The following is a 12838-nucleotide window of genomic DNA, read 5'->3' as shown; positions in this document are numbered from 1 at the left end:
TTGCGGTTCACTAGATTTGATTACTGGCAGTCATTTGGCTGCGGCCGGCGCCGCCCGCGTCGGCACTGATGCACCACAAAGGAACGAAGCACCGAACATGCAGACCGCAGAGATTCAACGCCGCTGGCTGAACTTCTTCGAGCAGCGAGGTCACACGGTTGTGCCCTCAGCGTCGCTCGTGAGTGATGACCCGAGCCTGATGTTCACTGTGGCCGGCATGGTGCCGTTCGTGCCGTACCTTTCTGGTCTCGTGCCAGCTCCCTACGATCGTGCGACGAGTGTGCAGAAGTGCATTCGCACGAACGATATCGAAGAGGTCGGAAAGACCCCTCGGCACGGCACGTTCTTCCAGATGTGCGGCAACTTTTCTTTCGGTGACTACTTCAAAGAAGGCGCGATCAAGTTCGCGTGGGAACTGCTCACGACGTCGGAGGCCGACGGTGGCCTCGGGTTCTCGCCCGACGACCTCTGGGTCACTGTCTACGAGGAAGATGACGAAGCGTTCGCGCTCTGGCAGCAGCACTCGTCGCTACCCGACGATCGCATTCAGCGGCTCGGCAAGGACACGAACTACTGGTCGACAGGGCAGCCGGGCCCGGCCGGCCCGTGCTCCGAGATCTTCTTCGATCTCGGTCCCGAGTACGGCATCGACGGAGGTCCAGCGACAGACGACGACCGCTACGTCGAGATCTGGAACCTCGTGTTCATGCAGTACCAGATCGCAGACGTGAAGTCGAAGCTCGATTTCACGATCGTTGGCGACTTGCCCAAGCAGAACATTGATACGGGCATGGGCCTCGAGCGCGTTGCGTTCATCAAGCAGGGCGTGCAGAACATGTACGAAATCGATCAGGTGCGCCCGGTGCTTGATCGCGCTGCGGCACTCGCAGGCAAGACGTACGGCGCAGCCATTGACGACGATGTGCGCCTCCGCGTCATCGCCGATCACGTCCGTAGCGGTCTCATGCTCATCGCCGACGGCGTGACCCCGTCGAATGAGGGCCGTGGCTATATTCTGCGCCGCCTGCTTCGACGCGTCACCCTGTCTATGCGCCTGCTCGGGGTGAACGGCCCGAGCTTTGCCGAGCTCTTCCCAGTTTCGCGTGACGCGATGAAAGACGCATACCCGGAGGTTGCAGAGAGCTTCGATTTCATTTCGCGTGTCGCGTACGCAGAGGATAAGACGTTCCTGCGTACCCTCGCGAGCGGCATCCAGATCCTCGACGGCGCAATCGAGGCGGCCGTTGCCGAGTCGAAGACGGGCGCGGCGGTTGCGAGCGTCGACGGCGACACTGCATTCCTGCTGCACGACACCCACGGTTTCCCTGTCGAGCTCACGCTCGAGATCGCAGAGGAGGCCGGCGTCTCCGTCGATCGCGACGTGTTTGCGACACTCATGCAGGAGCAGCGTGACCGCGCAAAGGCTGACGCGAAGGCGAAGAAGGGGCAGCGCGCCGACCTTGCCGTCTACAAGGAGCTTCGCGGGCTCGGCGAGACAGCGTTCGTCGGTTACGACTCGCTCGTACACGAGAGCAAGGTTCTCGGTATCGTCGTCGACGGTGCGCCGGCAACCGAGGCGCGAGAGGGGCAGATTGCCGAGCTTGTACTCGCAGAGACTGCCTTGTTCGCAGAGTCAGGCGGCCAAGACTCCGACAACGGCGTGATCGTTGGAGACGGCTTCGAAGCCGAGGTGCTCGACGTGCAGAAGCCAGTTCCCGGTCTGATCGTTCACACAGTAAAGGTGACGCTCGGCGCGATCGGAATTGACGCCCGCGCAGAGACCCGTGTCGACGCAGACTACCGCCGGGGCGCCACCCAGGCGCACTCTGCGACGCACATTGTCCACGCAGCGCTCCGCGACGTGCTTGGCCCGAATGCGCACCAGGCCGGTTCGTACAACAAGGCCGGCTACATGCGGCTCGACTTCACGCACTCGGAAGCGCTCAGCGCAGCAACGAAGAGTGAGATTGAGGAGATCTCGAACCTCGCCATCCGGTCGAATTACGCCGTCGTGACCCGCGAGATGGCCCTCGATGACGCGAAGGCGATGGGGGCGATGGCATTGTTCGGCGAGAAGTACGGCGAGCGTGTGCGCGTCGTCGACATCGGCGGCGAGTGGTCGCGGGAACTCTGCGCTGGCACTCACGTCGCGACCGCGGCAGAGGTTGGCATGATCAACCTCGTCTCCGAAAGCTCCGTAGGGTCCACGAACCGCCGCGTTGAGTCACTTGTCGGACTCGAGGCGTTTCAGAGCTTCGCCGCCGAACGACTCATCGTGCAGCAGCTCGCGGGTGGGCTTCGCGTGCCGCGCGGCGAGGTCGTCGCGCGCGTTGAGGATCTCAGCGCGCAGCTCCGTGCTGCCGAGAAGAAGATCGCGGCGCTCGAAGCCGCAAGGCTCGCAGAGCGCGTGCCGGAGCTGTTCGCAGGTGCCGAGCGCGTTGGCGCAGTCACCCTCGTTTCTGCTGACCTCGGGACCGTGGGCTCACCGGATGATCTCCGTGGACTGGTGATCCAGCTTCGCGACAAGTTCGGCTCGGAGCCTGGCGTCGTGGTGCTTGCGGGCACCGTGGCGGGCGACGGCGCCGGGAAGCCCGTGGTGATCGCGGCGACGACGGCAGCGGCGCGGGACACCGGCGTGAAAGCTGGCGACCTCGCGAAGCGGGGTGCGCAGGTACTTGGTGGTGGCGGCGGCGGCAAGCCCGATCTCGCGCAGGGCGGTGGCACCGATCCTTCGCAGATCGCTGCGGCCCTCGCCGAGATGCGGCGCACGCTCGAGGTGTAGCCGGTGCGAACTGGAGTGCGGATCGGGATCGACGTCGGCAAAGCGCGCATCGGGATCGCCCGATCTGACATGCACGGCATGCTTGCCACGCCTGTCGAGACCGTTCGGCGCGAGGAGGCGCCCGGCGCTGACGTCGTGCGAATCGTCGAACTCGTCTCTGAGTTGGAAGCGTTCGAGGTCATCGTCGGTCTGCCGCTGAACCTTCGGGGGGAACGGACGCTCTCGACGGACGATGCCGTAGGCTTTGCCACGACACTCGCCGCGCGACTCGCTGGCATCGCAGACGTTCGACTCGTCGACGAGCGGCTCTCGACAGTGTCCGCCCAAGGGCAGCTTCGCCAGGCCGGACGAAAATCTAAGGGGAGTCGCGCGATCATTGATCAGGCGGCTGCCGTCGTCATTTTGCAGCACGCGCTCGATGTCGAGCGCGGCCGAGACGTGGCACCAGGAGAGGTCGTTGCCACGTCCGAAGAACTACCGAGAAACGAGGAAACGCCGTGAGCGAGCATGAAACGCGCCGGGACCGTCGGCGAAGGAGCGAGCTGAGCGACGAGGACAGGAGCGCCCGGAAGCGGGGCCGAATCGTCATCTCCTCGATCCTGATCGTGATGCTGCTTCTGCTCGGCGGCGGAGCAGCCTGGGTGTGGAGCTCATACGGCGACAAGATCTCTCTCGCGCTTGGGTGGTCGACGAACGACTACGAGGGTGAGGGGCACGGTGAGGTCCTCCTCACCATCACTGAGGGCCAGTACGGCGCCGACGTCGCCGAGGCACTCGCCCAGGCCGACGTGGTGAAGACCTCGGAGGCGTTTTACGACCTCCTGCTCAGCCAAGACGAAGAGGTGAGCTTCCAGGTCGGAACGTACCGCCTGAAGCAGCAGATGAGCGCGGCCTCTGCTCTCGCTGCGCTGACGGACGAGGCGAATCGAATGGAACTCACTGTCACAATCCCTGAGGGGATGGCAGCCCTCGACGCACTCGAGCTCACTGCTGGCGTTGTCGACATTCCGTTCGAGGAATTCAAGGCCGCCGCGGCCGATCCCACAGCGTTCGGCGTGCCCGCAGAATTCCCGTCGATCGAGGGCTTCCTGTTCCCGGCCACCTACACGTTTGAACCCGGCGACACCGCTCAGACGATCATCCAGAAGATGGTCGACCGCATGTGGCAAGCGCTCGATCAGCACGGGGTAGCTGCTGAAGACGCCTGGAGCGTGCTCACGCTCGCGGCGATGGTGCAGCGTGAAGCTGGCTCGCGTCTTGAGGACTTCCCGAAGGTCGCACGGGTGTTCCTCAACCGGATCGACATTGACATGCTGTTGCAGTCCGATGCGACAGTCTCCTACGGCACTGGCAACACGCACACTGTGTGGACCACTGATGAGGAGCGCGCAGACAAGTCGAATAAGTACAACACGTATGCGAACCCCGGCTTGCCCGCTGGGCCGATTTCGCTCCCGGGAGACACCGCGATTGAAGCCGCGACGAACCCGGCAGACGGCCCCTGGCTGTACTTCATGCCTGTTGATCTATCGAGCGGGGAAACCGAGTTCGCGGAGACCGCCGAGGAGCACCAACAAAACGTCGAGAAGCTCGGCGAGTGGTGCACGACCCACCGGGCCGAGGGCGGAAAGTACTGTGACTAGGCGATGACCAACTCACAGCCTTCTGACGCAGAGCCGCGCCAGAGCGGCGAGGCGCAACTCGGCGTACTCGGCTCGCCGATCGCGCACTCGAAGTCACCGGCGATACACAGCGCCGCCTACGGCGTGCTCGGTCTGCCGTGGCAGTACGGGAGAACGGAGCTCGAGGCCGCCGGCCTTGAAACCTTCCTCGCGAACCTCGGGCCAGAGTGGCGCGGACTGTCGCTCACGATGCCTCTGAAGGAGGAAGCAGCGAGGCTCGCTACACGCGTCGATCCTGTCGCCCAGGCAAGCGGCGTCGTGAATACGCTTGTGCGCGTCCCAGCGGGGGAGGGCCAAGCTGCGTGGGCGGGCTTCAACACTGATGTCGCGGGACTCGCCCGCGCGATCCAGAATGCCGGCCTCGACGCGCGCGCGACAGTGGTACTTGGTGCTGGGGCGACTGCGGTATCAGCGATCCTCGCGGCGCGGTCACTCGGCGCAGAGCGGATAGCGATTGCCGCAAGGCGTCCCGGAGCGGCGCAGGATCTCGCGACGCGCCTTGGCGGCGTGATCGAGGTACTTGCGCTCGGTGACGCGCCCGGCTTTGCGCCTTCGCTTGTCGTCTCAACGCTGCCCGGGCACGCCACCGGCGCTGTCAAGATCGCAGACGAACTCATGCGGGTGCCGCTGTTTGACGTCGCATACGACCCGTGGCCATCGCCCCTTGCCGAGCGCTGGAACGCCGCAGGCACTGAGGCGCACGCGGGGCTCGACATGCTTGTCGAACAGGCGCTTGTGCAGGTACGAATTTTCGTGAACGGCGACCCTGACGCCAGGGTCGCCGATGAGGAGAGAGTGCTCGCGGCCATGCGCGCCGCGAGTGTGGAAAGATAGAACTTATGCTTCGTTGGCTTACCGCCGGGGAATCCCACGGCCCTGAACTCATTGCTGTCATCGAGGGCATGCCGGCTGGCGTGCCGATCTCACTCGACGCGATCCGAGAGGACCTCGCGCGCCGCAAGCTTGGCTATGGTCGCGGCTCTCGGATGAAGTTTGAGCAAGACGAGTTGAACGTCTCGGGCGGTGTCGTCCAGGGCGTCACGATCGGTGGGCCAGTCGCCATTCGCATCGGCAATACGGAATGGCCGAAGTGGGCCGAGGTGATGAGCCCGGAGAAGACGGAACTGTCAGAAAAGTCTCGCGGCCGCGGCGCCGCGCTGACGCGTCCGCGCCCGGGCCATGCCGACCTCGTCGGTATGCAGAAGTACGGCTTCGACGAGGCGCGCCCCGTTCTCGAGCGCGCGAGCGCACGTGAGACCGCGGCCCGAGTCGCGCTCGGCGCTGTCGCACGCTCCTTCCTCGCTGAGCTCGGAATCCGCCTCGTGAGCCACACCGTGTCGATCGGAGATGTCGTTGTCCCAGCTGGTGCGGCGTTGCCCCGCCCCGAGGACGTCGCAGGGCTTGACGCCGACCCGCTGCGCTGCTTTGACGCAGCGACAAGCGCGCGCATGGTCGAAGAGGTTGACGACACCAAGAAGTCGGGCGACACGATCGGCGGAATCGTCGAGGTCCTCGCGTACGGGCTCCCGCCCGGGCTCGGGTCTTACGTGCACTGGGACCGGCGCCTCGACTCGCGCCTTGCCGGCGCGCTCATGGGAATCCAGGCGATCAAGGGTGTCGAGGTCGGTGACGGCTTCGAGACGACCCGCAGACGCGGTTCCGTGGCGCACGATGAACTCCACCTTCGTGAGGGGGAGATCGTGCGCGATACCGGCCGAGCCGGCGGCATCGAAGGCGGCATGACGACCGGCCAGGTGCTACGCGTCCGGGCAGGCATGAAGCCGATCGCCACAGTCCCGCATGCGCTGCCAACAATTGACGTTGCCACGGGCGAGGAGGCGAAAGCGCACCACCAGCGCTCCGACGTGTCAGCTGTTCCGGCTGCCGGCGTCGTGGCCGAGGCGATGGTTGCCCTCGTGCTCGCTGAGGCAGTCGTCGAGAAGTTCGGTGGCGACAGCCTCGCGGAGACACGCCGAAATCTTGAGAGCTACCTGGCAGCGATCCCCGAGCAGCTCGCGACCGCACGAGAATCGTGAGCGGCGCGCGCAGGGCAGGTCGGCCAGCGGGGGCTCCCGCGGCCGTACCGAAGCCCGCGCCACCGACGGCGCCTACGCCAGTTGCGGCGCCCAACCAGCCACCGGCGGTCCCGCAGCCGTCGGCGTCCCCGCAGCCGACGCAGCCAGGGGGGCCGACGCGGCCTGGGAGGCCGCAGCGACGTCGTCGCCCCCAGCGGCCAGCCGGCCCGCGCGGTGGAGCTGTCGAATCAGACGCAGCCACAGAGTCAGCCACAGCGTCAGTTGCGGGAGCCGGATCCGGTGAGGCTATCGGATCCGGTGACGCCATTGGCTCCGGTGCAGCCGCAGGTTCAGCGTACGCAGGCTCAGGCGCGAGCGAAGGTCGAGAAGGTCGCGAAGGCGCCGAGAACCGCGGCCCCGCCGACGCGTCCCAGCCGAGACGGCAGGCGAAGCGTCGGCGTCGCCGCCGCGGGGGCGGAAACCGGCTACCCGAGCGGACGATAGTCTTTGTTGGGCCGATGGCCGCGGGCAAGACAAGTCTTGGACGTCGCGTCGCAAAGGAACTCGGCATCCCCTTCGTTGATAGCGATGTGGTTTTCGTGCGTAAGCACGGCGCGATCACTGAGTTCTTCGCCGGTCACGGCGAGCCTGAGTTTCGTCGTATCGAGGCCGAGATCATTGCAGCTGAACTTGCTGAACCAGGGACGAGAATTCTCGCGCTCGGCGGGGGAGCGGTGCTCTCGGAGTCGACTCGCGAGCTCTTGCGTCGCCACCCGACGATCCTGCTCATGACGACCCAGGAGGCTGTGCTTCGCACCGCGAACATTTCGCGGCGGCCGCTGCTGCGCGATGACCCATCTGCATGGGGGAGGATCCTTGCCGAACGCAAGCCGCTGTATCTTGAAGTCGCAGACGTGACGTTCCGGACCGACAGAGCCGGGAAGGAACAGCTCACTCGCCGCGTTGTTGAGTGGGCCCGGGCGTATGCGCGGCGTGAGCGTGCTGCATCTCAGGCAGCTGCGGTACACGCCGCCGCGAACACGGGCGATGGCGTCAAAGCGGGTCGCGACGGCGTCAAGCCGGACCGTGACGAGAACCTTCCGGCTTCGGCCGATGACACTATTGTTGGAGAGGACCAAGATTGAGTAAGTCGACGCAGGTAACTGAGATCGCTGTCACTGGGGAGACAAACTACACGATCACTGTGGGGCGCAACCTGTTTGATCGGGTACCAGAGGCGCTCGGTTCCCGCGTAGCGAAAGTGCTCATCGTGCACACCTCGACGGTTGGCCGGCTCGCCGACGACTTGAGGACGTCGCTGCAGCAACACTACGGCGAGGTGATCCTTGCCGAGGTTCCAGACGCAGAGTCTGCGAAGCGTGTGGAGGTCGCTGCGTTTTGTTGGCAGATTCTCGGGCAGGCAGACTTCACACGCAGCGATGCGATCATCGGCCTTGGTGGCGGAGCAGTGACCGACCTCGCGGGCTTCGTCGCAGCGACGTGGCTTCGTGGCGTGCGCCTAGTTCAGCTGCCAACCACTGTTCTGGGGATGGTCGATGCTGCTGTTGGCGGCAAGACTGGAATTAATACTGCAGAGGGAAAGAACCTTGTCGGAGCCTTCTACCCACCTGCTGCGGTGATTTGTGACCTTGCGGTGCTCGATACGCTGCCGAAGAACGAAATCCTTGCTGGGTTTGCGGAGGTGGCGAAGTGCGGGTTCATTGCCGAGCCTGAGATCCTCGACATTATTGAAGCTGACGTCGAGAAGGCCACGGATCCACAGGCGCCCGAGTTTCAGCGAGTCGTCGAGCTTGCGATCGGAGTCAAGGCGCGTGTCGTCTCGGAAGACTTCAAGGAGGGCGGGCTCCGCGAGATCTTGAACTACGGCCACACACTTGGCCACGCGATTGAGCACGCTGAGCGGTACCAGTGGCGGCACGGAGTCGCGATTTCGATTGGAATGTCCTACGCCGCCGAGCTCGGCCGGATGTCGGGCGCGCTCTCTGACGCCGCTGTTGACAGGCACAGAAACGTCTTGACACTTCTCGGGCTCCCGCTGTCGTACCCCGCTGGGCGTTGGCCGGGGCTGCTAGCGGCGATGCAGCGTGACAAGAAAGCGCGCGCTGGAATGCTTCGCTTTATCGTGCTCGACGATATCGGCAAGCCGCGCGTGCTCGCGGGCGTTGACGAGTCAATGTTGCAGTTCGCTTACCAGGAGATCGCCAGCTAGGGCCACTCGCGCAATCCTAGAATTGCGCGTAGACTGGGTGCATGAGCATCGCAGTGACACACCAACCCGGCTTCGCCGACGGTTTTCGCATGCTGCTGGGGGCAGCGGGTAACGGTGCGCTGCTCGCCGAGCTACTTGGCGTGAAGCCCTCGCAGGTGACTCGGTGGCGGCAAGGCTCGCAGGTGCCCTCGCCTGAGTCTGCGCGGTCGATCATGGATTTCGCGTACATCATCGCCCGAGCAGAGTCGACGATGCACACGAAGGTCGTGCCGATCTGGCTCGACTCCCCGAATCAGTTTCTGCGTGGATCGACGCCGCGCGAGTGCATCAAGCTGGGCCGCGTCGCCGAGGTGATTGGCGCTATTGATGCCGAAGACGAGGGCGCGTACGCGTAACCGCATGCAGGAGCCTTACTCGCAGGAGCCACTGCGACTCTTTCGCTGCTATCCGCGGGTGACCGGCGCCCGCCAGGGCAAGCCTGGCCACTGGTCGTTCGTGCCGCGCCCACAGTTTCACGGCAGGTGGGACAATGCCGACTTGTATGACTCGTGGTACTTCTCGAGGACTGCCGTCGGCGCCGTCGCCGAAAGCTTCTACAACAAGCGCCGATGGATCCCTGAGGTGTTTCTCACTCCGGCTGGCGAGCCGCGAGCGATCCTGGAGCTCGAGTACTCTGGCCCGGAGCTCGTCGACCTTGATGACGCGCGCGTGCTGCTCGATCTCGGGGTGCGCCCGAGCGCGGTCGTCGTGCAGGACCTTGGGGTGACGCAGGCGCTCGCTAAGCGGGTGTTCGAGGAGCGGTCGGGCGACCGTGGTGGTATCAGCTGGTGGTCGTCGCAGATGCCTGCGGAGACCTCGGTGTTGCTCTGGGGTGAAGGTGGCGTGCCCCCGGCCGGTCTCAAGGTTGTCGGGATTCAGGCGTTGAGCGCTGAGCACCCTGCGGTTGTTGAAGCCGCCGGCAGGCTGTACCGAGAAGTTGGTTAGCGGCCCGAGCAGCGTGGGCGCTCGCCTCCGAGGCTAAATGTCAGTGGTTGGTGTTTAGGTGCACACATGACAACAGACGCTCGCTTCTCGCAGACCCAGCTCGAGGCGATTGACGCCGCGATCACGCGCTTTGAGACGCTCGAGTCGCAACGGCGGAGCATCGAGGCAGAGCAGCTGCAAGTGCTCGGCGAGGCCCTCGAAGCGGCCACCGTGGCACCCGGACACACCTCGGCTGGGGCAGAGCTTGGCTTTCGATCACTCCGAATGGAACTCGCTACGGCAATGCACGAGAGCGAGCACACGGCAGAGCGACTCTTGCAGACAGCCTACGACGCGCGGCGGTCCTTCCCAACCGCACTCCGAGCGCTTGGCGTTGGCGAGATCTCCATTCGTCACCTCCGCGTTGTGACGTCGGAGGGCGCCCCGCTCACCGTCGGCGACGGAGAGCTCGAGGCGGAAAAGCGTGAGCGGTATGAGCGGCGCGTGCTCGAGATCGCCCGGCAGGAGACCCCGAATCGTCTGCGCCCGGTCGCCCGGCGGCTTGCCTCACATGAGCAGCGAGAGTCACTCGAAGAGCAACATGAACGCGCTGCGGCGCGACGGTGTCTGCGGCTTGTTGAAGCTGAGGACGGAATGGCCGACCTCATCGCCCACTTGCCCGCGGTGGACGCGCACGCGATCTATGATCGGGTCGCCCGAATCGCGAAGAAGACGGCGCAGGCCGGCGGTGCCGGGGGAAGCCTTGACGGCGGCGCAGCGACGAATGCGGCAGACGGCCAGAGGGCACAGCCTTCATTCTCTCGCCCGCCTCAGCATGGTGCGCAGGGAACGGAGGCTCCGCCTCACGTCGATTCAGGGCGAGTCGATGTGGCGCGGCGCCCAATCGCCGCGGTGAGGGTCGACGTCTATCGTGACCTGCTGCTCGGAGCGTCCGGCGACACCGCAACGGCGGCCGACGGGATTGCTGGTCGCGTGCAGGTCCTCGTCTCCGAAGCGGTACTCGGGCTTCGTTCGACTCTCTCCGGATCGATCGCGCGGGCGGATGCCAGAGCTGGGGTCAGGGAGAACGTGGAGGCCTGTGAAAGCGGGCAGGCAGGGGGAAACCTGGAAGGACTGGGGGACCCGGAAAACTGGGATTCCCGGGTGGGCTGGGAGGCCGAGGGAACTCAGCTACGACGATCCGAGTCCGAGAGCGGCAAGATTCCAGGCGCAGGTAGCGAGGTTGAGTACGTCGCCGAACTTGTAGGGTATGGACCGCTCGCCGAAGGGATCGCGCGGCGCGTAGCGTCGGAAGCAACTGCCTGGGATCTGCTCGCGGTCGACTCCGCCGGGAACCTCCGATCCGTCGACCGATACCGACCAACGCCAGCGATCAGACGACATCTCCGTGCGCGCGACCAGCGCTGCCGGGCCCCGGGGTGCCGAGTTCCGGCCCACCGGTGTGACGTCGACCACACCATCGCTGCGGAGGATGGCGGCCCAACCTCTGTAGAAAATCTTGCACACTTGTGCCGAGGCCACCATATGCTGAAACATCACTCGGACTGGGATGTCCAACAGGAAAAAGGCGGCACCATGCTCTGGACGAGCCCAACAGGTAGACAGCACAGGGACAGGCCGGTCAGTCGGGTGAAATTCACATAGCTGCCTTCACATAGCTGCCCTCGCTGTGTCGTCCTGGCGGAACCCCGAGCTGCGACACCCGCCCCGTAGTGCTGTGGCCCGATCGGCTGAACCAGCTCGCCCGCGACGACGCTATGGGCGACGGTCTAGTCGGTGTGAGGCCCGCTCACGTGCGACCGGCGCAAACGCGGGCGTGTGCCGGCATTCAGGGCGCGTTGCTGCTGTATTTCATCGGTATTAGCCTGGGAGGGATCAAAGAGTTTGTCTCGAATGAAGAAGAACGTGATCAGGCCCGCCACGACGTACCCGATGCCAAGCGCGGCAAGCCCGAGGCCGACACTAAATGAGTCAGCGATCACACCGATGATGAGCGGTGCGAGGAGAGCCCCAATTCTGCCAATATTGTAGGCCGCACCGGTCGCTGTGCCGCGCAGCTCTGTGGGGAAGCTCTCGTTCATGTAGGCGCCGTTCACGGCATATGGCCAGCCATACATGAAACCGAGAATGAGGAGGAAGGCGATGATGTTCTGTGGGTTTTGGTAGAGATAGATGATCGGAAGCAGCGCGGCGGTGACGAAGGAACCGATTGAGAACACGAGCCGTCTTCCGAGGCGATCGGCAAGCCAGCCACCGAGTAGCCTGCTCACCAGCCCCGCCGTGTATGTCCCTGCAACGTAGAGTGTCATTGACGAGAACTCAACGCCAAGATCGCCAGCGACGTATGACGGGAGCCAGGTGTTGACGCCGTAGTAGCCGAACTGGAGGAAGATCGCGACAGCGGTCCAGAGGAAGAAGAGCTTCCTGGTGAGCCGATTGCTCCAGAGCTGTCGCCACTGATTCCGTTCTCGTGGTGTCGTTGAGCCCTTCCGGCTGCTCTCCTGTCGCTCTCGCCATCCGGCAGGTTCGGGAATTACGCGCCTGATATACAGCGCCAGCAGAACTGGCAGTATCGCAATCCAGTACATCCAGCGCCAACCGTGGTTGGGGATGATCACGCCTGACAATAGCGCCGCAGAGAGGTATCCGAGCGAGTACGAGGCCATCAAGGCACCCATCGTAATTCCGCGGCGATCCGCGTTGGTGTACTCCGCCATCAGCATCATACAAATGGTGTACTCAGCGCCGAGCCCAAGCCCGGTAATGAAGCGAACAGCCATGAATTGCCAGGGAGCCTCGGTGAAGCCTAAGACAAAGGAGCCGATCGAGAACAGAATGATCATGAGGGCTGCCATTCTGACTCTGCCGTACCTGTCCGCGAGCCAACCGCCCGCGACGCCCCCGAAGCCCATGCCCGCCAGAGAGGCCGTGCCGAGGAGCCCCGCTTGCGTATTTGTGAGTCCCCACTCCGCCTTCAAACTGGGAAGCGTGAGCGACAGCATCTGTAGGTCGAATCCGTCTACGAAGAGCCCGAGGAAGCTAGAAATGAACACTGCAACCCAGATAGCCCGTGGATTAGTAAGTCTCTTTTGCTCCAGGTATTCCTCTTTCATGCATCGTTGAATGAAGGGTCTGAGGTCTTCGG

General features: G+C 64.3%; 12 protein-coding genes. 11 read left to right on the top strand and 1 reads right to left on the bottom strand.

All coding sequences use genetic code 11. From position 1 onward, the window contains the following. Positions 1-97: 97 nt before the first annotated feature. The 11 genes from alaS (at position 98) to KI794_RS08460 (ending at position 11337) form a co-directional block, all read left to right on the top strand. Positions 98-2782: an alanine--tRNA ligase gene (gene alaS / locus KI794_RS08510; RefSeq protein ID WP_255807761.1), complete on the top strand. Its 2685-nt coding sequence runs from the start codon at positions 98-100 to the stop codon at positions 2780-2782. A 3-nt stretch (positions 2783-2785) separates the two neighbouring features. After that, complete coding sequence (gene ruvX, locus KI794_RS08505) at positions 2786-3283, top strand: Holliday junction resolvase RuvX (protein WP_255807760.1); 498 nt, start codon at positions 2786-2788, stop codon at positions 3281-3283. Continuing rightward, positions 3280-4425, top strand: coding sequence for an endolytic transglycosylase MltG (gene mltG / locus KI794_RS08500; RefSeq protein WP_255807759.1), 1146 nt, complete (start codon positions 3280-3282; stop codon positions 4423-4425). The genes ruvX and mltG overlap by 4 nt, the downstream gene beginning before the upstream one ends. 3 nt (positions 4426-4428) lie before the next feature. After that, positions 4429-5298: a shikimate dehydrogenase family protein gene (locus KI794_RS08495; protein ID WP_255807758.1), complete on the top strand. Its 870-nt coding sequence runs from the start codon at positions 4429-4431 to the stop codon at positions 5296-5298. Between the two features lie 5 nt (positions 5299-5303). Next, complete coding sequence (aroC, locus tag KI794_RS08490; RefSeq protein ID WP_119283895.1) at positions 5304-6500, top strand: chorismate synthase; 1197 nt, start codon at positions 5304-5306, stop codon at positions 6498-6500. Between the two features lie 297 nt (positions 6501-6797). Beyond that, positions 6798-6983 carry a hypothetical protein gene (locus KI794_RS08485; RefSeq protein WP_255809804.1) on the top strand — a complete coding sequence of 62 codons (186 nt, stop codon included), beginning with the start codon at positions 6798-6800 and terminating at the stop codon, positions 6981-6983. 14 nt (positions 6984-6997) lie between these two features. Further along, on the top strand, positions 6998-7624 hold the full coding sequence (locus tag KI794_RS08480) for a shikimate kinase (protein WP_255809752.1): 627 nt from the start codon (positions 6998-7000) through the stop codon (positions 7622-7624). Continuing rightward, positions 7621-8709, top strand: a complete 1089-nt coding sequence (aroB, locus tag KI794_RS08475; protein WP_119283893.1) for a 3-dehydroquinate synthase — start codon at positions 7621-7623, stop codon at positions 8707-8709. Before KI794_RS08480 ends, aroB begins: the two co-directional genes overlap by 4 nt. A 41-nt stretch (positions 8710-8750) precedes the next feature. Then, positions 8751-9104 (top strand): helix-turn-helix domain-containing protein, encoded by a 354-nt coding sequence (locus KI794_RS08470; RefSeq protein WP_119283892.1) that lies wholly within the window; start codon positions 8751-8753, stop codon positions 9102-9104. Positions 9105-9108: 4 nt separating this feature from the next. Beyond that, positions 9109-9693: an RES family NAD+ phosphorylase gene (locus tag KI794_RS08465; RefSeq protein WP_255807754.1), complete on the top strand. Its 585-nt coding sequence runs from the start codon at positions 9109-9111 to the stop codon at positions 9691-9693. Positions 9694-9759: 66 nt separating this feature from the next. Further along, positions 9760-11337, top strand: coding sequence for an HNH endonuclease signature motif containing protein (locus KI794_RS08460; protein ID WP_255807753.1), 1578 nt, complete (start codon positions 9760-9762; stop codon positions 11335-11337). A 125-nt stretch (positions 11338-11462) separates the two neighbouring features. On the opposite strand, the gene KI794_RS08455 is transcribed toward KI794_RS08460, so the two are convergent. Further along, complete coding sequence (locus tag KI794_RS08455) at positions 11463-12746, bottom strand: MFS transporter (protein ID WP_255807752.1); 1284 nt, start codon at positions 12744-12746, stop codon at positions 11463-11465. Positions 12747-12838 lie beyond the last annotated feature (92 nt).

This window comes from Leucobacter aridicollis, assembly GCF_024399335.1.
In the GTDB taxonomy this organism is placed as follows: Bacteria; Actinomycetota; Actinomycetes; order Actinomycetales; family Microbacteriaceae; genus Leucobacter; species Leucobacter aridicollis_A.
The sequence above is the reverse complement of the archived record's forward strand: the minus strand, read 5'-3'. Positions and strand labels throughout refer to the sequence as shown.